Source organism: Moraxella sp. E33BD (assembly GCF_041807865.1).
Classification (GTDB): domain Bacteria; phylum Pseudomonadota; class Gammaproteobacteria; order Pseudomonadales; family Moraxellaceae; genus Moraxella; species Moraxella haemolytica.
This window is the reverse complement of the sequence record NZ_JBGTZD010000009.1, coordinates 18,856-41,933: the sequence shown is the minus strand read 5'-3', so window position 1 is coordinate 41,933 and position 23,078 is coordinate 18,856. Positions and strand designations below refer to the sequence as shown.

Genomic DNA, 23,078 nt, shown 5'->3' with positions numbered 1-23,078 from the left:
TGCAAGGCAAATCCACGACCAGAAATGAGCGTTAAACTGACAGTTTCAGCTTATGCGAATGGGTTGGCGAACAATAGAAGCATTGCAATACCAACACCAATCATTGGCACGGCATCAAGAAGACCTGCTACGATAAACATTTTAGTTTGAAGTTGCGAACCTAGTTCTGGTTGACGAGCGGTACTCTCTAGGAATTTACCGCCTAATAGAGCAAAACCGATACCGGTAGCTAGTGCGCCAAGACCGATTAGAATAGCTACTGCAAGTAGAGTGTACTGAGCGATTACTGGATCCATGATGTCTCCTTAATGACCTATCGAAGGATAAAATTTAAAAAGTTTTCAATTAATGTTCTGATGTTTGTGAGATGAGCGATAGATAAACAATCGTCAACATCATAAACACGAACGCCTGAAGAGTAATAACCAAAATATGGAAAATTGCCCATGCCAAGTGTAATGGTACGCCTAAAGTTTTGACAAATAGGCTGCTAGACATATACATAAGAGCAATCAAAATAAAGATAAGCTCTCCAGCATACATATTACCAAATAAACGCAGACCTAGAGAAATTGGCTTTGCAAGCAAAGTTACAATCTCAAGAACTAAGTTTACAGGAATAAGTATTGCTTGTAGCAATGGGTTTTTTGCACTAAATGGGTGTAATGTAAATTCAGCAATAAACCCACCCACACCTTTATATTTTAGACCAAACCCAATGATTAGAATGAGCACACCCAGTGCCATACCTAAAGTAATATTTGGATCGGTACTTGGGACAATCTTAAAATAAACATGATGAGGATCTAGTCCAAACACATGCTGCCCTACCATTTGAGCGGCATAAGGAATCCAGTCCACTGGAATCAAGTCCATCAAGTTCATCAAGAAAATCCAAACAAAGATCGTCAAGGATAATGGTGCGATAAGCTTTGAAGGACCGTTATAAGATTCTCGTACGCTATTGTCAACGAAGTCTACAATCATTTCAACAAAAGCTTGTAGTTTGGTCGGCATACCAGAGGTTGCCTTACGCCCTACTACCCAAAACAACGCACAAAAAAATATGCCTAACCCAATAGACCACAGCATGGAGTCCAAATGAATGGCCCAAAAACCCATTTCTGCGGCTTCAGCGGCATCATACGCCACTTTCCAGCCATGCTCTGGGTGATTCCCGAAAGTCCAGTTGGTTAAGTGGTGAGCAATATAATCTGAAGATGTTTGTTCGGCTGCCATAATAAGCTTCTTATCTTAAGTCAAACAAAAGATTTGGTGATAAACACCTAATCAGAACTAAAATCTATGATAAACATCACAGGCAACTAACATAGCTGACCTATTTATTTTTTGAGCAAGATACTATTTATCCATTTGGTCTTGCAAATTACCAGTAAACGGCATTTGACAAAAAAGACCATCAACATCCAATATGGGGTAAATTTTATCAATAATTACATTAATAGCTAGGTCACTATCTTACTTTAGTCAAGCCCATATGTAAAGGAAAATATACTTTTCCTTGCTGAAATTTTACGATTTAATAAAAAACAGCACTTAAAATTGTAAAATCAAGCCAGTCGCCACATACTAAGTGTGTACACTAATTGCATGATGACATAACCTGCTATCACAAGCATCGCCAATATTGGCTTTAAATAAATGAAAATAAACGCAAAGCCCAACATGACCACAAGCCATTTTAACATTTGCCCAAGATACATATTGAGCATGATCTGTTGGCGAACCCTCGCCCCTGTAAGACGATAGGCTACAAAGGTAAATACATATTGAGCCAAAAAATGTAACAATGCACCACACAATAAACTCTTGGTAGCAATAAACCCATGACCACCAAACCACTCAAAACCACCATACAGCTCAACAATCATGGCTAAGATTGCCACAATCAAGACTGCCCAAATTTGGCGAACCTGCATGGCATAAACTTGCTGTTTTTGGGTGCGTCTTGCTGGAACAGTCATCACATTATCTTTTAAATCGGATAGACAGGAAAGCTAACACATAGCTATGATAACCGACAATGGCAAAGAGACATAAGCCCTCTGCATTGTTTGATGATAGTAAGCCTTTAGTGTGTGCATAAACGACTGTATTATAAAAACTTTTGTTAACAATGGCAATAGGTTTTAGCAATTATTGCATTAAAATAATCATTATTTTTTATAAAAATCATGATACGATTCGTCCACAACCATGGGTCAGGGCGTGCTGGTAATGACTAACCTTTAATACATTTTTGAATACTTAAGGCTAAATCCGTCCACACCTCAACAAAATCATCGCCATCACTCATGTCTTCTTGACGAACAATCGTACCAACATTGCCCAGTTTGTTGATAATGCCATCAGAAACCGCCCCTTGAGAAGCAATGCACATGCGTGGTTGCGGGCGATTTTTACTTAGATGAGCGATTTGTCTTGCTTTTGGTGGCAGGTGATCAACAGGTGTTAACGCTCCTGAAAATTTCAAACCTGCCGAACGCTCAAGATACTGAAACGAATCATGATAAGCCCAATAAGGTAGCGACTTACCATTCACTTTGACTTGAGCGACTGCATGATCCATACGCGAAGCGAACTCTTGGGCGTTTTTTTGATACAATGATTGATGCTCAGGATTGGCATGACTATGAATCACCGCCAATGCCCTGACGATGGCTTTGGCATTCTCAGGTTCAAGCCAAATATGAGCATCAAAACTGCCTTCTTGTGGCGTACCATCAATATGGCGTCGTGGCAAGCGTTCAAAAGCATTAAAATCAAATAGCGAGATGACATTTGGCTCATCCGACAGTGCATTAACCAAATTTTGTTCAAGCAAATCTCCAAACCACACCACATAACTACTTTGAGCGATGGTCTTTTGTGCACTTGGGCTTAGCTCACCATGATGACCGACATCACCGGCTTTTAAAAGCACTGTGGCAGGCTCTGCTCCTTTGGTTACGGCATTGGACAATAACGCCAATGGATAATTGCTGACGCTGACTGTACCTGCATGAGCAATGGCGGTTAACAGCATGGGCGTAAACACAGCGACTTTGGTAAAATTGGCAAATAAACGATCAAAATTCATAAATCTCTCTATTAAATCAATCAACCCCAGTATCAATGCTAAGCTCAAAATAAAACCCTGCGTGATTAAGCCTATTTATCGTTAATACAACTGGTTAATTGTTATAAAATCTTGAAAAACTCTACGCAAAAAATACGCCAAGCCCCATCAAATAGGCTGACAGATTTTCTGGAAAATATAGTTATAAAATAACATATATCGCTAAGAAAATCATCTACTGATTGACAATTTTTAACAGTCTGCAAAAATTTCTTGATGGCATGAGTTATATTATAAGGTATAATATGCCAAATCAATATCAAATATGATGCTCTATTTTCCTACTTTTAAAAAAACACTTAAGACAACCCAGCTAAGCGACGCTTGCCAAGGCATCTTAAGTAAAAATTGACAAACCATAGCACAAGAACATTACCATGACAACATCAAACCATCATTGTAGTTGCAACCATCATCACAGCGTCCACCAACACAACATCTCAGAACGCATTCATGATGCCAAAATTCACTGCGAAGCTCGAGGTGTGCGATTCACACCACTGCGTGAAGAGGTTTATGCACTTATTTTGGCATCAGACAAACCGCTTGGGGCGTATGATTTGATTAGTGCCTTACAACGAAATCGTCAAAACAGCGATGCTACCACCAAAAACATCGCACCACCAACCATCTATCGTTCGCTTGAGTTCTTATTAAATGAAGGCTTAATCCATCAATTAAGCTCAATGAATGCCTATGTGCCATGCTGTCATCCACGCTCTAAGCACGCAGCAGCATTTCTGATTTGCAAAATCTGCCAAAGCGTTGAAGAATGTAGCAATCTACCTGTTGATAACATCATGCACTTTGCTAAAGACGATGCCAGATTTCAAGTTGATCAAACCGTGATTGAGCTAAAAGGTGTCTGTCGTGCCTGCCAAGCCTAATACGCCACTATTGCACGCTCAAAACATCAGTTATCAAATTGGGGATAATGCTTTGCTAAGTGATGTCTCCATCAAGCTGTATGCAGGAGAGATGGTCAGTCTCATTGGTCCAAATGGGGCGGGCAAATCCACCTTGGTTAAACTCATCTTGGGTCTCATCAAACCCACTTCAGGAACAATCATCAACAATGCCAAAACTCTAAGCTATGTCCCACAGCGGTTTAGCGTGCCTGAAATATTGCCACTTCGTGCAAAGGATTTGCTTGCACAAGTCAATAAATCACACCTAACCGCTGAACAAAAGAGCTTCATACTAGATAAACTATCCATCGCACCACTGCTTAATAAGCAAATGATACATTTATCAGGTGGCGAGACGCAGCGTGTGCTATTAACACAGGCACTGCTGAACAAGCCTGAACTGCTTATACTGGATGAACCCATGCAAGGACTTGACCCAGACACTGAAAACTGGCTGTATCACTTCATTGATGAACTACCAGATTTTTTGGCATGTGGCATGCTTGTGGTCTCGCACGATTTGCATTGGGTAATGAAAGGTTCAAAACGAGTCATTTGTTTAAATAAACACATCTGTTGTCAAGGTGTGCCTAGTCAGATTGCTCTTACTCCTGAATTTACTCATCTATTCGGTCATTATCAACCCTATATTCATCATCATGACCATTGCCATCATGCCGATGATTGCACCCATCAGCATGGAGATGCCCATGAGTGATTGGCTACCCATCATCGCCCCTGCTTGGATAGCAGGCTCGCTATTAGCACTATTATCCGCACCACTTGGCTGCTTGGTATTATGGCGACGCATGGCATTTTTTTCAGATACTTTGGCACATGGAGCCCTACTTGGTGTGGCGATGGCAGCTTGGTTAAATTTACCTGCCGATATTGGCATCACCTTAGTGAGCGTACTGATTGTCATCACGCTCATCTTTATCAATGAACGCAAGCTACCCAATGACGCTACTTTATCTGTCATGGCAGCCACCCTACTGTGCCTAGGGCTACTGACTCTAACACAGCTGACCCAACAGCAGGCGAACATATTAGGGTTTTTGTTTGGTAGCTTGCTTGATATTGATTGGGCAGACCTACCTCGTTTGAGTGTACTCATCGCTTTAGGTGGTGCATTTTTGACATGGATTTGGAACAATCAGATCAAACTTGCCACTTCAGAAGCACTGGCACGCATCGCAGGCGTCAACCCCTTACAACAGCAAATATTCTTTATGGGGCTTTTGGCAGGTTTTTGTGCAGTGGCACTACAAGCCGTAGGAAGTCTTTTGATTAGCGGTTTGCTTATTTTGCCTGCATTGAGTGCAAGATTGGTCTCAAAGTCGCCAAGGCAGATGGTCATCGTTGCCATGGCATTGGCACAATGTGGTGTAACAGCCGGTATATGGGGCAGTGTTTGGCTTGATATACCGACAGGAATTTCCATTGTGCTGACTTTAGCATTGGTCTTTTTTGGCTTCTTTATGGTGCATAAATGCCGACACATGGACACTTAACACACATTGACGCACCTGCCAATATCTTTAAAATTGCTCAAATCAGCGATTTACATCTTAGTGATGAAAGTAGCTTTAATCAGTTCTTGTCAGTGCTAACATTAGCACTTAAAGAATCGCCTGATTTATTACTTTTGACAGGTGATTTGGTCAATGATGGGAATCGCCAAGGCTACGACCGTCTATACAAAACTTTAATTTTCACTAAGATTCCTTTTTTGTGTTTGGCAGGCAATCATGATGTTACTGCCGAAATTGGGCATCACCTCCCCTTTGATGAACGCACTTTTTTGCCCATTCGTCTTGACGATAGACTACCTGACAGGCAACGACTCACCATTAAGATGGCAAACATCACTTGGCAGATTCTCGCCATCAATACTGCCATATCTGGTCAAATCGGCGGATATGTTAGCCGTGAGAATCTAGAATTTCTTAGCAAGCATTTGACCTGTAATCAACCAACCATCATCGCCATGCACCATCACCCTCAGCCTGTCGGCTCTGCTTGGATTGATGAATACATGCTACAAAATCATGATGAATTTTGGCAGACGCTCTCTTGTTTTGATAACATCAAAGCTGTCATATGTGGTCATGTACATCAGGCACATCGCATTGACACACATAACACCTCACTCTATACTTGCCCTGCAAGTAGCCGTCAGTTTCTAGCATATCATGACGATTTTACCATTGATGACACACCACCAGGCTTTCGCTTGATACACATTTGCAACAAAAAAACACTAGCAACTTGGGTAAAAAGATTACAAAATTAACTTTCTTTATAATAATGCCAATCCATTACCCTTATAGATTCAAGTGGGTATTAGAAAAATACTTGTAAATTTTGCTAGGTTTTGGCAAAATGTAGCATTTTTGATTGTGCGGTGGATATCAATAACACAATCAAACCCAAATTCTGCGGCAATGCGGTTGCGCTATGGGCATTGCCATTTACCAAAAGCCAATAAGGCGACTTTTGAAGGATTTTAAGCGCATGAATACCAAAACTTTCACCCCTTATGAACCTGCCAAAGACGAAGAGTATATGTCTGATGCACAGCTTGAGCATTTTCGCACAATGCTGTTGGCATGGAAAGAAGAGCTGATGTCAGAAGCAGAGCGAACCAAAGACTATATCAACGAAGAAACTGGTACAATGGCGGATATTAACGACCGTGCCACCCAAGAAGAAGAATTCGCCCTTGCCCTACGGACACGAGACCGTGAACGCAAACTGATTAGAAAAATTGACAAATCCATCGCTGAGATTGATACAGGCGACTACGGTTACTGCGAGACTTGCGGTACTGAAATCGGTCTAAAACGCCTAGAAGCCAGACCGACCGCCACTCAATGTATTGACTGCAAAACCTTATCCGAGATGAAAGAAAAGCAAAACTTAGGCTAATGTTATGCTGACAGTCGCCCAGCATCGACCCATCATTGGGCGATTTTCTCCATCGCCGACAGGTCATTTACATCTAGGCTCGCTCACTACTGCGGTGGCGAGCTTTTGTCATATTAAGTCGCTAGGTGGACAGTGGCTACTTCGCATGGAAGATGTGGACTTTGAACGCTGTAAGGCACAGTATAGCACTTCTATTCTACAGGATTTAGACAATCTGGGATTGCATTGGGACGGCGAAGTCGTTTATCAGTCTGACCGCCAGCATATCTATGATGAGTTTATAGATATGCTAAAGCCCCTAACCTATGCTTGTCAATGCTCACGCAAACAGCTACAAGCATATCTGCAGACACACAACAACAACACCAAACCCATCACCTTTAATCACGCATCAAAAGAGCTGAGTCAAACTCAAGATTTAAATCAGCCACTTATTTATCCACGACTGTGCCTGCATCATTCTTATGACGCCGCTCATCCAAACAGTAAAATACGCCTCTGCCTGCCTGATACTTTAAGTGCATTTTATGATGGCATTCAGGGGGTTATTTGGGATAATCCTGCTAGAAGTCTAGGTGATGTTGTCATCAAACGCCAAAATGGCATGATTAACTATATTTTTGCCTGTGCCATTGATGATGGTCTGCAAAACATCAGCCACATCATGCGTGGTCTAGATATTCTGCCGATGACTGCTGGACAGCTAACCATCAATAAAGCCTGTCAACTACCCCACGCCGACCATCATTATCATCTGCCACTACTGCACAACAAAGACGGACAAAAACTCTCTAAGCAAAATCTTGCCAAACCCATCAAAGATAAACAACCCACCGCTTTACTCATTGATGCCCTAAGACGACTAAAACAGCCCATCCCTAAAGACATGATGGACGGCAAGACTGATGAGATATTAGCATTTGCCATCAAGCATTGGAATAATCAACCACTCATCCAGCAAAGCTCGCTCGGCATCAGTGATGACAACTAAACCTGCAACATCAATAAAAATCTTGGATTTAATATGCCGACAATCTTTATGACCGAACCACCCAAGCGATGATCTGCATTGACACACCTTAGGCGAAATTCTGATGACTTAATTATCATCATATTCATTTAGACCATGCTTTATTACAGATAATGTACCATAAGGGCGGTTTAATCCACTATGGATTGACAAAAAAACACCCCAAAGTTTCGAGTGTCTAACTTTTGGGGTGCGGTTCAAAGGGGGGCTATCTAACTTTTAGGGTGTTTTTCATGACCATTAGGCTATTGCGTAGCACTTACAGAAGTCTAGTAGTTTCTACTATTACCCTCATAATCAATACGGGCACTTTCTTTGGCAACCTTTAAGATAAAGCCAATCATCATCATATTGACCACGAGTGCCGAACCACCAAAACTATAAAACGGTAGAGTCAGACCTTTTGTTGGCAAGATACCCATATTCATGCCTGCATTGATGAATACCTGCCCAAAAATCACCACCGCAAAACCAAAAACGATATAGCTAAGACGCAACTGGCGACGCTTTAACGCCATATAACTAATCATCATGATGGCAACGACAATCATTGCCTCAAGTAACAATACAAAACCCACGCCAATTAATCCCAACTCTTCACCAGTAATCGCCAAAATAAAATCTGTGTGAGCCTCAGGCAAGTGTGATAGCTTTTGGACGCTGTCTCCATAACCCACACCACTTAGCTGACCACGACCAAAAGCAATCAAACTGCGTGATAGCTGAAAATCAGAATTTTGAATGTCATCAAAAGGATCCCAAAATGACATCATACGCTCACGGCGATAATCAGCAAGAAAAATACCTGCAATACCAACCACCAAGACGAACAGTCCAATCATGACATACTGCGTTTTAGGTGCACCACTAATCCAAGCAAGTACAAGCAAGGTTGCCACAATAACTGCTGTTGAACCATAGTCAGGTTGCATCATCAAAAAAACAGCGACAGGGGCGTACCAAGCCAGTAGTTTTGCACCGCCCAAGATACTGCTACGAAACTCTGCCGAACGGCGTACTACATACTCTGCAGCAATCATTACCATGACCATCTTGGCAAGCTCAGCAGTTTGCAAGTTAAACCCTGCAATACTCAGCCAGCGTTTTGAGCCGTTAATCGGCACGGCAAAAATCTCAGTCAATATTAAAAGAAAAATCACCCCTATCCATGCAATGACCAAAAAGCTCAAGTTGCAGTAAATCTTTAGCGGAAGCACCTTATATACCGAAAATGCCGCAAAAATACCGACAGATATATAAAACGCTTGCGACCAAAAAAACCGCATTGGGTTTAAATCTTTAGCTAAGGCAAAAGGGATGGAAGCTGATGCAATCATCAGCAAAGATAAGGATAGCAACAACCCCAAACTCACCACAAGCATCGTCTGTGGTGATGGCAGATTAAGTGTGGATAATCTTTGGAAAAATGCAGACATGGTACTAAAAACCACTCAATAAAATATGAATATAAACTTACTATTATAAACGACTTTTTGTTGAAACGCAGGGGTTTTCATCAGATAGAAAAAAGATATTACAAATTAACCGAGCAACCAGACACAATAATTGACATAATGGTCGTTACACCAAAGTGTCAAGCCATAAATCCAATAAAACCACTCTGTTGGTGGTTTTATTGGACAATCACAACATCAAGCAGTCGTCAAGGCTTTGACCATCGCCACGAATTGCTCACCACGATCGCTATAGCTTTTAAATTGGTCAAAGCTGGCACACGCTGGCGATAGTAACACCGCCTTAGCGTCACTACCACTGGCTAAAGCAAAGGCTGTCTGCATATTGCCTGCATGATGAATACGCCTTACCAGTAATGGCTTGACAAGCAGTCCTTTTTCGATGGCTTGAGCATCAGCACCAATGAGATAGATGGAATGCACATATTTTTCTACACAATCGCTAAGCTCACTAAAATCCTGACCCTTACCCAATCCACCTAAAATGAGTACCAAAGAACGCTCGCCATAGACCGCCCCAAGCCCATCAACCGCAGCAATGGTTGAGCCTATATTAGTTCCTTTTGAATCATTAAAGTAGGCACGATTTGCCACCTTATCAACATATTCACAGCGGTGCGGTAGCCCACGAAATTCCCCCAATACCTTAAGCATGGCACTCATCTCAAGCCCAACCATCACGCCCAAAGCAAGGGCAGACAAGGCATTTAATAAATTATGCCCGCCTTTGATGAATACTTCGTCAGCGGATATGAGTCGCTTGCCTTGTCGGCATAGCCAAATCACACCCTGCTCTTTAACAAGATACAAATCGGCTTGATCGCCCCCATCAATAATGCCACTGGTAGTGATAACGCCTGCACCACCCACCCCTTTTTCCAATAAGGCTTGCTGACAAGAAACCTGCAAAGATTCATCATCAATACAGATGACAGCCGCCCCTGCTTCATGAAAAATACGCAGCTTTTGAGCAAGATAACCTTGCATATCGCCATGTCTATCTAGGTGGTCTGGCGAGATATTCAAGATGGTTGCCACTGATGCACCCAGCCTACCAATATGCTCTAGCTGAAAACTGGATAATTCAAGCACCACCATATCCAAATCGGCAATGCTAAGTAGTTCAAGTGCTGGCGTACCAATATTACCACCTACACCAACTACTTTACCAGATGCTTTTGCCATCTCACCAACCAAAGTTGTTACAGTGGATTTGGCGTTTGAGCCTGTGATGGCAACTATCGGCGTCTGATTGCCTAACTTCTCATCACGCACACGCAACTCATCAACAAACAGTTGCACATCACTTACCACAGGTATGCCTGCCACCTTGGCAGCCACTATCGCTGAATGTCTAGGGTCAACCCCTGGGCTAATCACGATGGTGCTTGCTGATAATAGTAGGTTTTGGTCAATACCACCAAAAGCTGTCTGCACACCTTCAGGTAACTTAGAAGCAAGACCTGGTGCTGACTGCTCGTCAACCACTAAGACTGTATGCCCCTTTTCTGTCAAAAAATTAACCGCTGATAGTCCTGATGCACCAAGTCCAACGACCACATACAACAACTCTACTGGTTCTGTCATAATTACTCTCACCATGTTTGCTATAATGACAACCTATTGTAGCAGAATTTGCATCAATGCACATTGAATTTTTGTAGCATTTGGCGGTATAATCTATTCATCAATAAATTCACACTTAACGCCAAGGAAATTTCATGAAACTCGTTTCGGCAATCATCAAACCTTTTAAACTAGACGATGTCAGAGAAGCACTCTCAGAAATTGGCATCAACGGCATCACCATCACCGAAGTTAAGGGCTTTGGTCGCCAAAAAGGTCATACCGAGATGTACCGTGGTGCTGAATATGTGGTGGATTTTTTACCAAAAATCAAACTTGAAATCGCCTGCACTGACGACATGACAGATCTCATCATCGAAGCAATTATCAGTGCCGCTAACACAGGTAAAATTGGCGATGGCAAGATTTTTGTAACACCACTTGAAAGAGTCATCCGTATTAGAACAGGCGAGACTGACGAATCTGCCTTATAATATCAAACAAGCAACAATAAAAAACGCATCGTGATTGATGCGTTTTTTATTGCCATTCAGTGATTCTAATCAAAAAATCAAAACTTGAACTACTTAAATTACTTACGAGTTAAAACTTGAGAACCCTTTAGCGTTTTTAGGGTAAGTTTATTGCCGTTTAGCGTAATGTCTGCGTTTACTGCAGGTATCAAGCCCCAACGAGGATCTTTTGCCTTACCCTTGTACTTGCCATCACCAAGATTTTGGGCGTTTAGAATGACTGTTTTACCAACAAATTTTTTGGCTTTTTCAGTTTGACCTGATACGACTACGCCTGTGAACTTACCGCCAGACTCGCTGATTTGTACGACAGATTTTGGCTGACCATCTTCACTCATCTGCCAGTTACCAACGATTGGGTCAGCAGCAAATGCTGTGCCCGCTAAAGTTAATGCCGCTGCCACTGCGATAATTTTTGTCATTTTCATAACCACCTCCTTAAAAACCACTTGTCAAAATAACAAGCATAAATCCATTATATCAATCCTGTCGTCAAAAGCAATGCCAATCGCTGTAAGAAAATGCCCTTTTTGTGGTAGTTTTATTAAGCTGTATTACCGATACAATACTTAACCAAACGGATTGTCAATCACTTCCATCTGTTTAACAGATAAATCCCGCTCGTCTTGCTCGTCTGTCGCCATGAGTAAATTTTGGGCAAATTCCGCCAACGCTTTGGCATGAGACCGCCCCACTTCATCAGCCTTGATTTGCACATCGCCATGAATGATGACATGACCTAGACGGTTTTCTATTATCAGATTACCAATGGTCAGCACTTCGTGTTCATTATTAAAAATATCCATAACCACTCCTAATGACATCAATTCAGCCTAGCGATTGATTACCGTGATGAAATATTTCAAGATTTCAAGGATAAAAAGCAACCAACCACTCATGCTACTTAAGTTTATCTTGTCCCTCTCCACTTCAGCCTTGCCACCCATCTGCTTTCCATCATTGTTTGATTCTGATAACTGGTAGGCTTGATTTTGAACTGGGGTTGGCAACATCGGAAAAACACTCATGCCGGTACGGCTTTGTAGTTCGTTTAAGCTGATGATCTCATAGCTTGCACTTTCAATATTGGGTGAATAATACACGCCCGCCTGATTCAGACTTGGGATATACACCGCCTTAAACAAATGGCTTGGCACCATCACACGGCCGCCGATGCGTGCAATCGTTTTTCCATCAAAAACCACACCATTAACCACATAAACATCACCATATTTGATGGTAAGATTGCGTGTGGCAGTTTCAATGTGTCGCCAAACATTGCGGTTGTGCGTGCCGTTTTGGGGAACGATATTGGCAAGGCTAAAACTCTCATATTGCGTGTGTGTATTTGCCATGTCGCCATTTGGGGATAAATGCCCACGATCAAAGCCTGAATGACTATAGTCGGACAACTCTGCACGCCTGCTGTGAGCCAACCGACTTTCAGCACGAAAACTGTCATTGCGTACCAATGTGCGTGCCTGTTCAATACGCTCACGAGTAAGATATTCCGCCGACCATAAAGGTGTGCGAGATACACCTGAATGCAGTACTGCAAAGCCCTCAAAGCATAAAGCATCAAGCTCTTTATTGAGTCGTTCGCCACGAGACCCTACAAGCGTGGGCGATTTACCATCATAAAAATGCTGGCGACACTGAGCAAAGACATCATCAAACCCCACAGCAAAATCTGTAGTGGTCGCTACAACTTGCGTAGCGATGGCAGTTTGTGCGGTCAAAAGACCAGCACCCATCATTAGGTAAGCAACGCTTAGATAAATCACAAATAAATATCTCATCATTTAATTATACCAAAAACCACATCAAAAAACCCTAGCAAAACCATCATTATCCTGTTGAAATCTTATAAATTCTTATCTACACTATACCAACAAATCCATAAAAACCATGAAAAATCCACCCATTATCCCCATATAGTCTTTTTGTTTCAAAAAATAAAATACACCCATGAACCACCACACTTTTGCTCCACGCTTGCTGACTTGGTTTACCTCACACGGTCGCCATGATTTACCTTGGCAATACCACCACCAAGACACGGCTGACATCTATGCAGTATGGCTATCCGAGATTATGCTACAACAAACCCAAGTAGCAACCGTTCTGGGCTATTTTGAGCGTTTTATAGAACAGTTTCCCACTGTAGAAGACTTGGCTGCTGCCAACTGGGACAGTGTAGCAAAACTTTGGGCAGGGCTTGGCTATTATGCTCGAGCCAGAAACCTACACAAAGGAGCCAAACAAGTTGCCGACTTTATTGCCCATCATGGGCATTTTCCCCAAACGACTGATGAATGGGAAAAAATCAGTGGTGTGGGTCGCTCAACCGCAGGAGCGATTGTTTCTATGGGGGTGCGTGGGCGTGGTGTGATATGTGATGGCAATGTCAAGCGAGTGCTGACACGCTGGGCAGGGATTGACGGTGATATTACCAAGTCTACCACCAATAAAGTGCTATGGTCTCTTGCTGACACACTCACTCCTACGCATGACAGCGGTAAATTCGCCCAAGCAATGATGGATCTTGGAGCGACTGTCTGTACTCGCACACGCCCTGATTGCCATGCCTGCCCTTTATCTGATGACTGCACCGCTTACCAAGATGGCAACCCCACCGCCTATCCTGTCAAAACCAAAAAATCAGACAAACCCCACCGCCATTCGCTGGTGTTCGTCCTAGAATTTAATGACACATTGCTATGGCTAAAAAGAAATAACAATGGTGGCATTTGGGATGGCTTATACACCCTGCCCATGCTGATGATAGATGGTATCAACAATAGTACAGCCATCGATTTACCAAATGATTTGATAACCGCCAAAAAATTGCATGAACAACTAGCCAATACCCAAGCATTAAGTCTTGCCGAACGACAAATTTTTGATACTCTGCCCAATACCACCTTAGTAGCGAAAAAAACCATTAAACACACACTCACGCATTTTCACTGGCATTTGACACCGATATCTATTAGCATTGATAAAGAGCTATACAATAAAATTAACCACGCTCTTAAAACAATCCATGCTAAATTCACTTGGCAACAAGACAGTATTGGACTGGGTATTCCAAAAGCAATGGAAAAGGTTTTTGGAAAATAACCAAAAACAAGATTTCAGTAGATACAAGATGGGTAGTATGCTTTTAAAAGCCCAAGAATACAATGGTGTGGTTTACCAATACAAAATCAATACCCCCTTTTTTGCAGCCAGTCCACCACCTGTAATAATAAATTGCCCTCACCCAAAGCCATCGCCTGATCTCTTGCCTCATCAAACAGTGAATCAGCATAAGCACGAGCCCCTTCTACGCCCAACAGCTTGACATAAGTGGACTTATCAAGCTTCTCGTCACTACCTGCCATCTTGCCTAGCATTGTAGTATCTGCCACGACATCTAGCACATCATCTTGCACTTGATAGGCAAGTCCAATCAGTTGGGCATACCTATCAAGCCAAGACAGCATCTTAGCACCTGCCCCAGCACACACAGCCCCCATCAGCACACTAGCAACAATCAATGCTCCTGTCTTATCCCGATGAATGCTCTCCAGTTCGTTTTGATTGAGCGATTGTTGTTCGCCATTTAAATCCGCTTGCTGACCTACCACCATGCGTCTGGCATTGTAGGCTAGAATTTTGCTTAGTCTGACAAATATGACATCGTCCATCTTGCCAAATCCGTTAATCTCATCAGAACCCAATACTTCAAAAGCAAGCGACTGCAGTACATCTCCTACAAGCATGGCAACCGCCTCACCATAAACCACATGGCAGGTTGGTTTACCACGGCGTAGTTCATCATCGTCCATACATGGCAAATCATCATGCACCAACGAATAACCATGTATGCACTCGATGGCAAGCATGGCACGGCGTACAAAATCCAATTGATTGATATCACCACCTGTCGCCAAAAAACTGACCAGTACCAAAAGTGGTCGTACTCGTTTACCGCCATTAGAGATGGCATAGTCAGACGCTTCACCAAGTGGCTTGGGCAGGTTGGCATGGCTGAACAATACGCCAAAATCCGCCATTAGCTGATGATTCACAAAGGCTTGTGCACGCTTTAAATCATGATGAGTTGATAAATCACTGTAATCATCAGTTATCATAAAAACCCCAGTCAATTCTCAAAAATCATTCCAAAAAGCAATATCATACCCCAAAAAACCACCGATTTGGTCAAATCAGAGTCAAATTTTGCATAAAAATATATAAAATTGCAAAATCTTTAAAAATTTATTAAAAAAATGCTTGCAAAGATTTTTAAATCATATATAATACGCACCACTTAGCCAATAAAGCTAAATACGGCGCGATAGCTCAGTCGGTAGAGCAACGGATTGAAAATCCGTGTGTCGGCAGTTCGATCCTGCCTCACGCCACCATATTTAAAAATACCCAACTTCGGTTGGGTATTTTTTTATTTGCCCATTGCTTGATAGCTCCTTTGAATTACTCAGCTTGCTCATAAAGCAAAAGCCGTCATCGGACAGCTTTTAATTGGTATCAGCTCAGCTTTTCAAGCCATTTTCACAATTCATCATGGCAATCAGCCATCATGCAATCACCGCATTCTATTAAGCAAGCCATCTTTGATCACAAACTGATGATACAATGCCGCTCCGATGTGCATGACGATAAGCAACCACATCACCAACCAAATCAATTGGGTATGCCATAAGTTCATCAGCTTTGCCATGCTTGGGTTGATTGACACGATGGTTGGCAAATCAAACAGACCAAACACACTCACGCCACGACCACCATACATAGACATCAAAACACCACTTATCGGCATGGCAAGCATGACCACATAGAGTGCCACATGAGTCAAATGAGCGATGGTCTTTTGCCAAGCAGGGGCAGATACAGGCGAAGGTGCTGTAGTAACAAAGCGTGTCAAGATACGCAATATCGTCCATAATAGAAAACTTGCACCGATAGATTTATGTAACCCCACAAACTCATCACCTTGATTGATGGCAATAAAAGCCATCAAAATAAGCAACGCCCCAATCCAGTGAAAAACACGCACCAATAACGCATATTTTTGGGTAGAATTAGTGTTGGTGGCATCATGGATATTGCTCATAAAATCTCCGTTAGCGACGGCTAATTGGCTTGTCTTGATTGTTTTTTACCGCATTATATGTTGATTTTACCAAAATAGACAGTGAATTGAAACAATCTACACATCAGTCGCACAATCATACACATTGTGTGCTATGATAAGCATTTTAGCAAATTTGGTAATCTGTATGCGTACTGCCGTCATGCTTGGGTTTTTATTTAGTATTTCTTGCCTGCTTGTGGCGTGTCAGCAGCCACAGACGCAAGATACCACCCAACCACACGAGCAAGACGACTCTGCCATCAAATATCAAGATCATAAATTACAACTAGACATCAATAGCACCCCTGTGCGATACGCAGACAACAAGGTCATATTATCCAAAATACACCTAAGTTCTATCAAGCCTGCACGCTATCAGCCAAGTTTTACCCTACAAGGCATCATCACCCCTTTAAAAAGCAGTACTTTATACAGTCCAACAGATGCCACCATCAAGCAATGGTTTATCAAAATAGGCGATACGGTTAAAAAAGGTTCGGTGCTTGGTGTACTAACACCCACCCAAAACACAACAGCCACGCCAACAGACAATCTGGACAACGATGAACTGGTAGAGATGCCACCAAATATCCCAGAGATATCGCTTATCGCCCCTTTTGATGGCGTAGTTGCTAGCATGACTACAAATCCCCTAGGCATCATCAACCCCACCACTCCGCTCATCACCATCAACGATGTCTCTGAGTATAAGCTAGTCAGTCGCCTGCCAGCTCATCTAAAACAGCACATTGCTATCGGCGATACAGTTGAGCTTGGTATCGATGGACAAGGATTTAGCGGACAAGTTAAACATCTCATCAAACCCAGTGATCTTAACGCCATTGATGTGCATATCAAAATCTTGCCACAAGACATCATTTGGTCTAAGCTACCATCAGATCAACTTGCCAAAGCAGTAATAGAATATGGGCAAATAGAAGTTGGTGCATTACTGCCTGATTTTGCCATCGTTGATGAATACGCCAAGCCACTTGATTTGGACAGGCTACACCAACCACCCTATAAACCACAAGCCCCTATTATCGCTCATGCGTGGGTAATCAAACAAGACGCCACACTACATTTTGCCAAAATCCATGTCATTGAATATCAACCAAATACACGACGGTTTTTGGTATCAGGTATTACCGAAGACAGTTTGGTTGTCTTAACGCATTTACCAAAACAGGTAGCCGGTAAACAGGTCAGAGTCGAGTGACGACATCAAATGTTACAGCCAATTATCAAAAATAGAGAAATTTTGCACAATTCTTAGAAAAATTACGCAATTTTCATCAAAAGTATTGATTTGCTACAAAATAACACTTGTCAATGTCCAAAAATATTGGCAAGATATACCCACCCAAATATCATTACTATTTTATTTTTATCTAAAGACAGTCAATCATTTTAGTATCAATTGGAAAACTTATGAATAAACAAATCCTACTTATCGAAGATGATCCAGATTTGGCAGAACTCATCACCGATTATCTGTCAATGAATTACTATGAAGTGCATCATGCCGCCACAGGTCAAGCAGGTCTTGACCTATTAGATGCAAAAGAAAGAGACATTAGCCTAATCGTGCTTGATCTTATGCTCCCTGACATGGACGGCATGCAAGTATGCCAGAGGGTGCGTGGAGCAAAAAATCCACAAATAAATAAAGTTCCGATTGTCATGCTGACCGCCAAAGGCGACACCACCGATCGTGTGCTAGGTCTTGAAATGGGTGCAGATGATTACATCTCAAAGCCTTTTGAGCCAAGAGAGCTACTTGCTCGCATTCGTGCGGTATTGCGTCGCCACGAAACCCCAAACCAAGCCGACCTACATTCTGGTAGTTTAACTTTTGGGCGATTGACCGTATTTCCTGACAGCCACGAAGTTACCATTGATGATAAGATTGTCCGCTTAACCACGCATCAATTCCAACTACTGCACTATTTTGCCACCCATGCAGGCAAGGTGCTAAATCGTGAGCAGTTATGGCAAGCCATGCCAAATGACGACAGTTCAGAGAATATTGACCGTGCTATTGATGTGCATATCTCTCGGTTGCGTGCGTTGATTGAAGACAATCCACGCCAACCAAAACGCATCATTACCGTGCGTGGTGTTGGCTATCAGTTCGCCACCGACCAATTATAATTCAAGCCAAAAGACCATCGCTTGATGGTCTTTTTTTTATCGGGCGAATTTGGTGTTGTGATGACTTGTGTTATAAGATTGTAAGTTTATCATACAAGTCATCAGCTTGGTTTATGCTAGCTTGGCCAAAGCCGGCATGAGTTATCAAAATTAGTTGTAACTTTTGTTTGATTTTTGGGTGGTTTTTGGGTATATGAAACATCATTCTTTTGGTTTAAATTCATTATTTGCTCAGCTATTCATTAGTGTATTTTTGGCAATCATCGCCTTTGCCATCGCCATGGTATTTCTTGCTCAGTTGGTACACAATAACTCCGATACCGTGCGTGCTAAAGCTGTCGCTGAACAAATCTTGGCACAAGTTGACCCCCTTATCACTCAAGCAGAAGCCCTAAATAAAGAAAACGAACTTTTAAAATCGCGCTTTATCTTGGCGGTGGTCAAACGCAGTTTTGATATTTTTGATGAAAGTCTAAACGCCAAAATCGGTCTGTACTCACCTACAGGCGAGCTGATACTACAAACCGAAGACAGCACATTACCAGTCAGGCTCATCAATGATCGAGATTGGCTAGATGCCATCATTCCTGGTGTATTCTCACCCACTCATCATCATGTGATACTAGATAATAGTGCAGGCTATCATCTATGGTATGAAAGTCGCATTCCACCCAAAGAAAAGCCTGGTTCTGCAGCACTAAACTTATTCACAGGCACACTGCTTCTTATACTCATCATGTCAGCGGTGCTATGGTGGATTGCTCGCAACATTACTTGGCGTATCAACCACATGAGTCAGCAGATGGTCAAACTTGGCGATGGGGATTTTAGCGTGCGGGTCAGCGAACAGGGCAATGACGAAATCGCTTCTCTTGCTTATGGTTTTAACCAATCTGCCCAAAAAATTGAACAACTCATCAACGCCAACAACCTACTACTGGCACACGCATCGCACGAGTTTCGCACGCCCATCACTCGCATACGCTTACAAATTGAGATGATGGATATGCTCGTTGCCAAACTTGATGACGACACCAAATCCAAGTTTGACAAGCGTGCCGCTGCCATTAACCGTGATTTGACAGGACTTAATGAATTGGTTGAGAGCATTTTATTGGTAAGTCGTTTAGATGCAGGTCATGCTCTAGAAGCAACCGACCAAATTGACCTATATGAGCTTGTCAAGAGCGAGTGCCAACATTATTCAGAAGTATCGCTATTTGCCGAATCGGTCATCATAACAGCACAGCCCAAACTTCTTACACATCTTGTGAGAAATCTACTAAACAATGCCATGATTCATGGCGTACCACCCATTGAAGTGTATCTATATAACAGCATTGATTTATCCTGTGCTGCCCAAATCCCAAATAATTTGGCAAAAACCCCTTTAAGTCAGCTTGATGACGATGCACCAAAAAAATCTAAAAAATCCCTGCTGCGTTTTACTCGTCAAAAAGACAACGCACCCAAAGAGCCTGTCTATGCTGTACTTGCCTTTATTGACCAAGGCGAAGGCATTCCAAAGGACAAGCGAGAGGATATTTTTAGCCCCTTTGTTCGCCTAAAACAAGAGAAAAAAGGCTCAGGACTGGGGTTGTCTTTGGTGTCGCAAATCGTTGAAGCTCATGCAGGTAAAATCACCACCGATACTTGGCAGGGTAAAACTCGTTTTTTGGTAACATTACCCTTAAAAGGTAAAAACACCCTTAAAGATAGCTCTAATCGAGACTAACCTAAACCAAAAACAGACAATCTTACTTGGTTATCCCAACCAAACAATAAAGCTGTCTTACTGACAGCTTTATTGTTTGGTGTTTTAAAAGATGATGGTAAAACTTCAAGATTTTACTTAGTTTTTAGCATCAAACATCAGGCGAGCCGCCTCGATAACATATGCCTCATCTTCAGGGAGTTTTGGTCGTTCATTTTCTTTCATTGCCCCACGCTCTTCAGCCAGTGCATCCACGCTTGCCTGATAGGTTGCCCAATCAGTATAAGGAGCTTCTCCCATTGCTTGCTTTCGAACATTTGCAGCATTTAAAGTGCGGTTTTCTATCTCTTTGTCTTTGGCACGGCGTTTGTCAATATTGACATCAACTGGCTTTTTGCGATCGTCAAGAGCGCGAATGGCGTTAAGCTCGCTTAGATAAACAAACTGAGGGTCTTTGGCTTGACGCACTTTAGACGCTGCCGCTAATTGCTCAATGAGTGCTTTGCTATATTTACCTTCAGCGGTGTAGTTGGTGGTAGGAATTGTGTCCCATTCCAGTGGATTTTTATATTCTCGCTCACCAAATTCGATGCCTTCGTAGATATTAACCAACTCAATATCTGGCTCAACGCCTTTATTTTGGGTACTGCCACCATTGATGCGGTAAAATTTACGCTGTGTGATAGAAGCAGAACCCAAAGCCAAATCATCATGCCGTGTCTGTGCCGAACCCTTGCCTGTCGTGGTACTACCAATGACAAGCCCACGCCCATAATCTTGAATCGCTGCCGAGAAAATCTCGGATGCTGACGCTGAACCCAAATTAATCAGCACCGACATATCGCCAGCATAAAGCTGTTTACCGCCATCTTTATCAGCATAGACTTGCACATTGCCTTGATTATCACGAATTTGCACCACTGGACCTTCTTTGATGAATAGCCCAATCATTTTCGCCACCTCATCAAGCGAACCACCTGGGTTGTTGCGCAAATCAACCACCATGCCATCGATGTTTTGTGCATTTAACGCCTTAATCGCTTTTTCGGTGTCAAGGCTGACAGAGCGGTATTCATCTTCCCCCGCTCCACTACGGCGTGCAGTGAAATTTAGGTAAAAGCTAGGAATCTCTAGCACACCCACACGCTTAATACCACCCTGATAAGGCACTTCCACCACCCGATGATGCACGCCTGATTCTTCTTGTTTGATGACATCACGCACGATGGTAACATTGCGTACCGAGCTATCTGGGGCATTAGGCTGTTTGACACGAATGGTAACAGATGTACCCTTCGCCCCACGGATTAACGCCACGATTTCACGAGTGCTAAAACCAATGGTATCAATCATCTCTTCGCCATCTTGAGCCACGCCTAAAATCAGATCATTAGGACGCACCTGACCTGTCTTTTGGGCTGGTCCACCATCAACCAAAGTAACAATACGCATATAATCAGGGTTTTTGCGGTCAGGGCGGATGGACACACCAATACCTTCTAGTTGCAGATTTGATTGAATCTGTATTTCATTCGCCTGAACAGGGGCATAATAGTTGCTATGCGGATCATATGCCATCATGGCGGAATTTAAGATACCCTCCATGATCTCATCATTTTTTAGACGAGCCAGTTGCTTTTTTTGACGGTCAATACGGTTTAGCAAAATCTCATTAGGTGTGCGATTTTCACCCTTAACCAAATCCTGCCCACGAGATAACTCAGGGTTTTTAATAAAGGCATCATCTTTTGCTTTATCATCTTCTTGATTTAAAATAATGCTAATTAAGGCGTACGCTGTCTGATTTTGCCAATATTGTAATTGCTCATCTTTACTTTTAAATCTAGGTGCTTCTTCACGGTCAAGCACGATGCTCTGGTCGGTATAAAGGTCAATCTCTTTATTTAAAGCAGTTTTAGCAAAATCATAATATTCATTGGCACGAGTGCGATAACGCTCAAAAATCTCAATCCCTGCCGTCAAATCCCCTCGTTTTAGACGCTCAGCAAAAGTATCGCCATACTTTGCCATAAATTCATCTACATCCGACTGCAATAGTAGCGTGCGTGATGCATCTAGACTATCAAAATAGGTTTCAAGGATGTGTTTGCTCATCTCTTTATTAAGAGGCTGTTTTAGATAGTGAAAACGGTCAAGCAAAAACGAGACTTGTCGTGCGGTAACTTTTTGTTCAATGCTTGGCTCAAAGCCTTCTTTATCAGCATCAGCTGCCACCGCACTGACCGACTGAGCCAGCATGACACCCACCACAGCTGCAGCCATACCTGACCATAAAAATTGTTGCTTCATAACTATCCTTAATATCAGTATAAGAGAAATTAACTTAAGAAAAATTCGCATTATCTTATCATACTCAATCTTTCTTGTGTGATGGTTTTTGTGAGCAAATCTCTATAAATTGATACATTTATCCAAAATCATGGCATAATAAGCGGTAATTTTTACACTGTTATTTGGAATATAT

25 protein-coding genes and 1 tRNA gene are annotated in these 23,078 nt (G+C 42.4%); 13 read left to right on the top strand and 13 right to left on the bottom strand.

Features of this window, described 5'->3' with window-relative positions:
• Nucleotides 1-50: 50 nt before the first annotated feature.
• From atpE to ACERC6_RS06735, 4 genes are all read right to left on the bottom strand, one after another.
• Nucleotides 51-296, bottom strand: a complete 246-nt coding sequence (gene atpE / locus ACERC6_RS06750; protein ID WP_277808831.1) for a F0F1 ATP synthase subunit C — start codon at nt 294-296, stop codon at nt 51-53.
• 49 nt (nt 297-345) lie between these two features.
• Nucleotides 346-1,239, bottom strand: a complete 894-nt coding sequence (gene atpB / locus ACERC6_RS06745) for a F0F1 ATP synthase subunit A (RefSeq protein ID WP_284673328.1) — start codon at nt 1,237-1,239, stop codon at nt 346-348.
• A gap of 332 nt (nt 1,240-1,571) precedes the next feature.
• Complete coding sequence (locus tag ACERC6_RS06740) at nt 1,572-1,985, bottom strand: hypothetical protein (RefSeq protein ID WP_373628278.1); 414 nt, start codon at nt 1,983-1,985, stop codon at nt 1,572-1,574.
• A 257-nt stretch (nt 1,986-2,242) separates the two neighbouring features.
• On the bottom strand, nt 2,243-3,100 hold the full coding sequence (locus tag ACERC6_RS06735; protein ID WP_373628276.1) for a metal ABC transporter solute-binding protein, Zn/Mn family: 858 nt from the start codon (nt 3,098-3,100) through the stop codon (nt 2,243-2,245).
• A 416-nt stretch (nt 3,101-3,516) separates the two neighbouring features.
• Between ACERC6_RS06735 and ACERC6_RS06730 the strand changes: the two genes are divergently transcribed.
• The 6 genes from ACERC6_RS06730 to gluQRS all read left to right on the top strand — a co-directional run bounded on the left by ACERC6_RS06730 (nt 3,517) and on the right by gluQRS (nt 7,969).
• The gene (locus ACERC6_RS06730; RefSeq protein WP_284673331.1) at nt 3,517-4,026 is read left to right on the top strand and encodes a Fur family transcriptional regulator; all 510 of its coding nucleotides are present in this window, start codon (nt 3,517-3,519) and stop codon (nt 4,024-4,026) included.
• Complete coding sequence (locus ACERC6_RS06725) at nt 4,001-4,765, top strand: metal ABC transporter ATP-binding protein (RefSeq protein ID WP_373628275.1); 765 nt, start codon at nt 4,001-4,003, stop codon at nt 4,763-4,765. Before ACERC6_RS06730 ends, ACERC6_RS06725 begins: the two co-directional genes overlap by 26 nt.
• A complete protein-coding gene (locus ACERC6_RS06720; RefSeq protein ID WP_373628341.1) occupies nt 4,758-5,561 on the top strand; it encodes a metal ABC transporter permease in 804 nt (267 codons plus the stop codon). Before ACERC6_RS06725 ends, ACERC6_RS06720 begins: the two co-directional genes overlap by 8 nt.
• Entirely contained in the window at nt 5,540-6,343 is an 804-nt protein-coding gene (locus tag ACERC6_RS06715) for a metallophosphoesterase (protein ID WP_373628274.1), read from the top strand. Before ACERC6_RS06720 ends, ACERC6_RS06715 begins: the two co-directional genes overlap by 22 nt.
• 221 nt (nt 6,344-6,564) lie before the next feature.
• Nucleotides 6,565-6,978 (top strand): RNA polymerase-binding protein DksA, encoded by a 414-nt coding sequence (gene dksA, locus ACERC6_RS06710; protein WP_284673334.1) that lies wholly within the window; start codon nt 6,565-6,567, stop codon nt 6,976-6,978.
• Between the two features lie 4 nt (nt 6,979-6,982).
• A complete protein-coding gene (gene gluQRS, locus ACERC6_RS06705) occupies nt 6,983-7,969 on the top strand; it encodes a tRNA glutamyl-Q(34) synthetase GluQRS (RefSeq protein ID WP_373628273.1) in 987 nt (328 codons plus the stop codon).
• Here the strand turns inward: gluQRS and ACERC6_RS06700 are convergent.
• A complete protein-coding gene (locus ACERC6_RS06700) occupies nt 7,966-8,097 on the bottom strand; it encodes a hypothetical protein (protein ID WP_284673336.1) in 132 nt (43 codons plus the stop codon). The genes gluQRS and ACERC6_RS06700 overlap by 4 nt on opposite strands.
• Nucleotides 8,098-8,277: 180 nt before the next feature.
• Nucleotides 8,278-9,345: an FtsW/RodA/SpoVE family cell cycle protein gene (locus ACERC6_RS06695; RefSeq protein WP_284674625.1), complete on the bottom strand. Its 1,068-nt coding sequence runs from the start codon at nt 9,343-9,345 to the stop codon at nt 8,278-8,280.
• Here ACERC6_RS06695 and ACERC6_RS06690 point away from each other — a divergent pair.
• Nucleotides 9,326-9,466, top strand: a complete 141-nt coding sequence (locus tag ACERC6_RS06690; RefSeq protein ID WP_284674642.1) for a hypothetical protein — start codon at nt 9,326-9,328, stop codon at nt 9,464-9,466. The genes ACERC6_RS06695 and ACERC6_RS06690 overlap by 20 nt on opposite strands.
• Nucleotides 9,467-9,660: 194 nt before the next feature.
• Here ACERC6_RS06690 and murD read toward each other — a convergent pair whose 3' ends face one another.
• Nucleotides 9,661-11,070: a UDP-N-acetylmuramoyl-L-alanine--D-glutamate ligase gene (murD, locus tag ACERC6_RS06685; RefSeq protein WP_373628272.1), complete on the bottom strand. Its 1,410-nt coding sequence runs from the start codon at nt 11,068-11,070 to the stop codon at nt 9,661-9,663.
• Nucleotides 11,071-11,204: 134 nt separating this feature from the next.
• Here murD and glnK point away from each other — a divergent pair, with 134 nt between their 5' ends.
• On the top strand, nt 11,205-11,543 hold the full coding sequence (glnK, locus tag ACERC6_RS06680; protein ID WP_284673338.1) for a P-II family nitrogen regulator: 339 nt from the start codon (nt 11,205-11,207) through the stop codon (nt 11,541-11,543).
• Between the two features lie 98 nt (nt 11,544-11,641).
• Here glnK and ACERC6_RS06675 read toward each other — a convergent pair whose 3' ends face one another.
• The 3 genes from ACERC6_RS06675 to ACERC6_RS06665 form a co-directional block, all read right to left on the bottom strand.
• A complete protein-coding gene (locus ACERC6_RS06675; protein ID WP_373628271.1) occupies nt 11,642-12,010 on the bottom strand; it encodes a DUF2147 domain-containing protein in 369 nt (122 codons plus the stop codon).
• A gap of 141 nt (nt 12,011-12,151) precedes the next feature.
• Nucleotides 12,152-12,388: a hypothetical protein gene (locus tag ACERC6_RS06670; protein WP_373628270.1), complete on the bottom strand. Its 237-nt coding sequence runs from the start codon at nt 12,386-12,388 to the stop codon at nt 12,152-12,154.
• A gap of 27 nt (nt 12,389-12,415) precedes the next feature.
• Nucleotides 12,416-13,384 carry a DNA/RNA non-specific endonuclease gene (locus tag ACERC6_RS06665; protein WP_284673341.1) on the bottom strand — a complete coding sequence of 323 codons (969 nt, stop codon included), beginning with the start codon at nt 13,382-13,384 and terminating at the stop codon, nt 12,416-12,418.
• Nucleotides 13,385-13,550: 166 nt separating this feature from the next.
• Between ACERC6_RS06665 and mutY the strand changes: the two genes are divergently transcribed.
• The gene (gene mutY, locus ACERC6_RS06660; protein WP_373628269.1) at nt 13,551-14,705 is read left to right on the top strand and encodes an A/G-specific adenine glycosylase; all 1,155 of its coding nucleotides are present in this window, start codon (nt 13,551-13,553) and stop codon (nt 14,703-14,705) included.
• Nucleotides 14,706-14,791: 86 nt separating this feature from the next.
• Here the strand turns inward: mutY and ACERC6_RS06655 are convergent, their stop codons facing one another.
• Nucleotides 14,792-15,721, bottom strand: a complete 930-nt coding sequence (locus ACERC6_RS06655; protein ID WP_373628267.1) for a polyprenyl synthetase family protein — start codon at nt 15,719-15,721, stop codon at nt 14,792-14,794.
• A 200-nt stretch (nt 15,722-15,921) separates the two neighbouring features.
• Here ACERC6_RS06655 and ACERC6_RS06650 point away from each other — a divergent pair.
• Nucleotides 15,922-15,997 (top strand) — tRNA-Phe (locus ACERC6_RS06650).
• A 179-nt stretch (nt 15,998-16,176) separates the two neighbouring features.
• Here ACERC6_RS06650 and ACERC6_RS06645 read toward each other — a convergent pair.
• Nucleotides 16,177-16,704 carry a cytochrome b gene (locus ACERC6_RS06645; protein WP_373628266.1) on the bottom strand — a complete coding sequence of 176 codons (528 nt, stop codon included), beginning with the start codon at nt 16,702-16,704 and terminating at the stop codon, nt 16,177-16,179.
• Between the two features lie 166 nt (nt 16,705-16,870).
• Between ACERC6_RS06645 and ACERC6_RS06640 the strand changes: the two genes are divergently transcribed.
• From ACERC6_RS06640 to ACERC6_RS06630, 3 genes are all read left to right on the top strand, one after another.
• Nucleotides 16,871-17,944 carry an efflux RND transporter periplasmic adaptor subunit gene (locus ACERC6_RS06640; RefSeq protein ID WP_284673345.1) on the top strand — a complete coding sequence of 358 codons (1,074 nt, stop codon included), beginning with the start codon at nt 16,871-16,873 and terminating at the stop codon, nt 17,942-17,944.
• Between the two features lie 212 nt (nt 17,945-18,156).
• Nucleotides 18,157-18,879: a response regulator transcription factor gene (locus ACERC6_RS06635; RefSeq protein ID WP_284673346.1), complete on the top strand. Its 723-nt coding sequence runs from the start codon at nt 18,157-18,159 to the stop codon at nt 18,877-18,879.
• 193 nt (nt 18,880-19,072) lie between these two features.
• A complete protein-coding gene (locus tag ACERC6_RS06630; protein ID WP_373628265.1) occupies nt 19,073-20,614 on the top strand; it encodes an ATP-binding protein in 1,542 nt (513 codons plus the stop codon).
• Nucleotides 20,615-20,731: 117 nt separating this feature from the next.
• Here ACERC6_RS06630 and ACERC6_RS06625 read toward each other — a convergent pair whose 3' ends face one another.
• Complete coding sequence (locus tag ACERC6_RS06625; RefSeq protein WP_373628264.1) at nt 20,732-22,903, bottom strand: carboxy terminal-processing peptidase; 2,172 nt, start codon at nt 22,901-22,903, stop codon at nt 20,732-20,734.
• Nucleotides 22,904-23,078: the final 175 nt, after the last annotated feature.

Excerpts from the sequence above, each read along its gene's own strand:
- atpE (WP_277808831.1), bottom strand. The coding sequence starts at position 296 with ATGGATCCAGTAATCGCTCAGTACACTCTACTTGCAGTAGCTATTCTA.
- atpB (WP_284673328.1), bottom strand. The coding sequence starts at position 1,239 with ATGGCAGCCGAACAAACATCTTCAGATTATATTGCTCACCACTTAACC.
- ACERC6_RS06740 (WP_373628278.1), bottom strand. The coding sequence starts at position 1,985 with ATGACTGTTCCAGCAAGACGCACCCAAAAACAGCAAGTTTATGCCATG.
- ACERC6_RS06735 (WP_373628276.1), bottom strand. The coding sequence starts at position 3,100 with ATGAATTTTGATCGTTTATTTGCCAATTTTACCAAAGTCGCTGTGTTT.
- ACERC6_RS06730 (WP_284673331.1), top strand. The coding sequence starts at position 3,517 with ATGACAACATCAAACCATCATTGTAGTTGCAACCATCATCACAGCGTC.
- ACERC6_RS06720 (WP_373628341.1), top strand. The coding sequence starts at position 4,758 with ATGAGTGATTGGCTACCCATCATCGCCCCTGCTTGGATAGCAGGCTCG.
- ACERC6_RS06715 (WP_373628274.1), top strand. The coding sequence starts at position 5,540 with ATGCCGACACATGGACACTTAACACACATTGACGCACCTGCCAATATC.
- dksA (WP_284673334.1), top strand. The coding sequence starts at position 6,565 with ATGAATACCAAAACTTTCACCCCTTATGAACCTGCCAAAGACGAAGAG.
- gluQRS (WP_373628273.1), top strand. The coding sequence starts at position 6,983 with ATGCTGACAGTCGCCCAGCATCGACCCATCATTGGGCGATTTTCTCCA.
- ACERC6_RS06700 (WP_284673336.1), bottom strand. The coding sequence starts at position 8,097 with ATGAATATGATGATAATTAAGTCATCAGAATTTCGCCTAAGGTGTGTC.
- ACERC6_RS06690 (WP_284674642.1), top strand. The coding sequence starts at position 9,326 with ATGGAAGCTGATGCAATCATCAGCAAAGATAAGGATAGCAACAACCCC.
- ACERC6_RS06695 (WP_284674625.1), bottom strand. The coding sequence starts at position 9,345 with ATGATTGCATCAGCTTCCATCCCTTTTGCCTTAGCTAAAGATTTAAAC.
- murD (WP_373628272.1), bottom strand. The coding sequence starts at position 11,070 with ATGACAGAACCAGTAGAGTTGTTGTATGTGGTCGTTGGACTTGGTGCA.
- glnK (WP_284673338.1), top strand. The coding sequence starts at position 11,205 with ATGAAACTCGTTTCGGCAATCATCAAACCTTTTAAACTAGACGATGTC.
- ACERC6_RS06675 (WP_373628271.1), bottom strand. The coding sequence starts at position 12,010 with ATGAAAATGACAAAAATTATCGCAGTGGCAGCGGCATTAACTTTAGCG.
- ACERC6_RS06670 (WP_373628270.1), bottom strand. The coding sequence starts at position 12,388 with ATGGATATTTTTAATAATGAACACGAAGTGCTGACCATTGGTAATCTG.
- ACERC6_RS06665 (WP_284673341.1), bottom strand. The coding sequence starts at position 13,384 with ATGATGAGATATTTATTTGTGATTTATCTAAGCGTTGCTTACCTAATG.
- mutY (WP_373628269.1), top strand. The coding sequence starts at position 13,551 with ATGAACCACCACACTTTTGCTCCACGCTTGCTGACTTGGTTTACCTCA.
- ACERC6_RS06655 (WP_373628267.1), bottom strand. The coding sequence starts at position 15,721 with ATGATAACTGATGATTACAGTGATTTATCAACTCATCATGATTTAAAG.
- ACERC6_RS06645 (WP_373628266.1), bottom strand. The coding sequence starts at position 16,704 with ATGAGCAATATCCATGATGCCACCAACACTAATTCTACCCAAAAATAT.
- ACERC6_RS06640 (WP_284673345.1), top strand. The coding sequence starts at position 16,871 with ATGCGTACTGCCGTCATGCTTGGGTTTTTATTTAGTATTTCTTGCCTG.
- ACERC6_RS06635 (WP_284673346.1), top strand. The coding sequence starts at position 18,157 with ATGAATAAACAAATCCTACTTATCGAAGATGATCCAGATTTGGCAGAA.
- ACERC6_RS06630 (WP_373628265.1), top strand. The coding sequence starts at position 19,073 with ATGAAACATCATTCTTTTGGTTTAAATTCATTATTTGCTCAGCTATTC.
- ACERC6_RS06625 (WP_373628264.1), bottom strand. The coding sequence starts at position 22,903 with ATGAAGCAACAATTTTTATGGTCAGGTATGGCTGCAGCTGTGGTGGGT.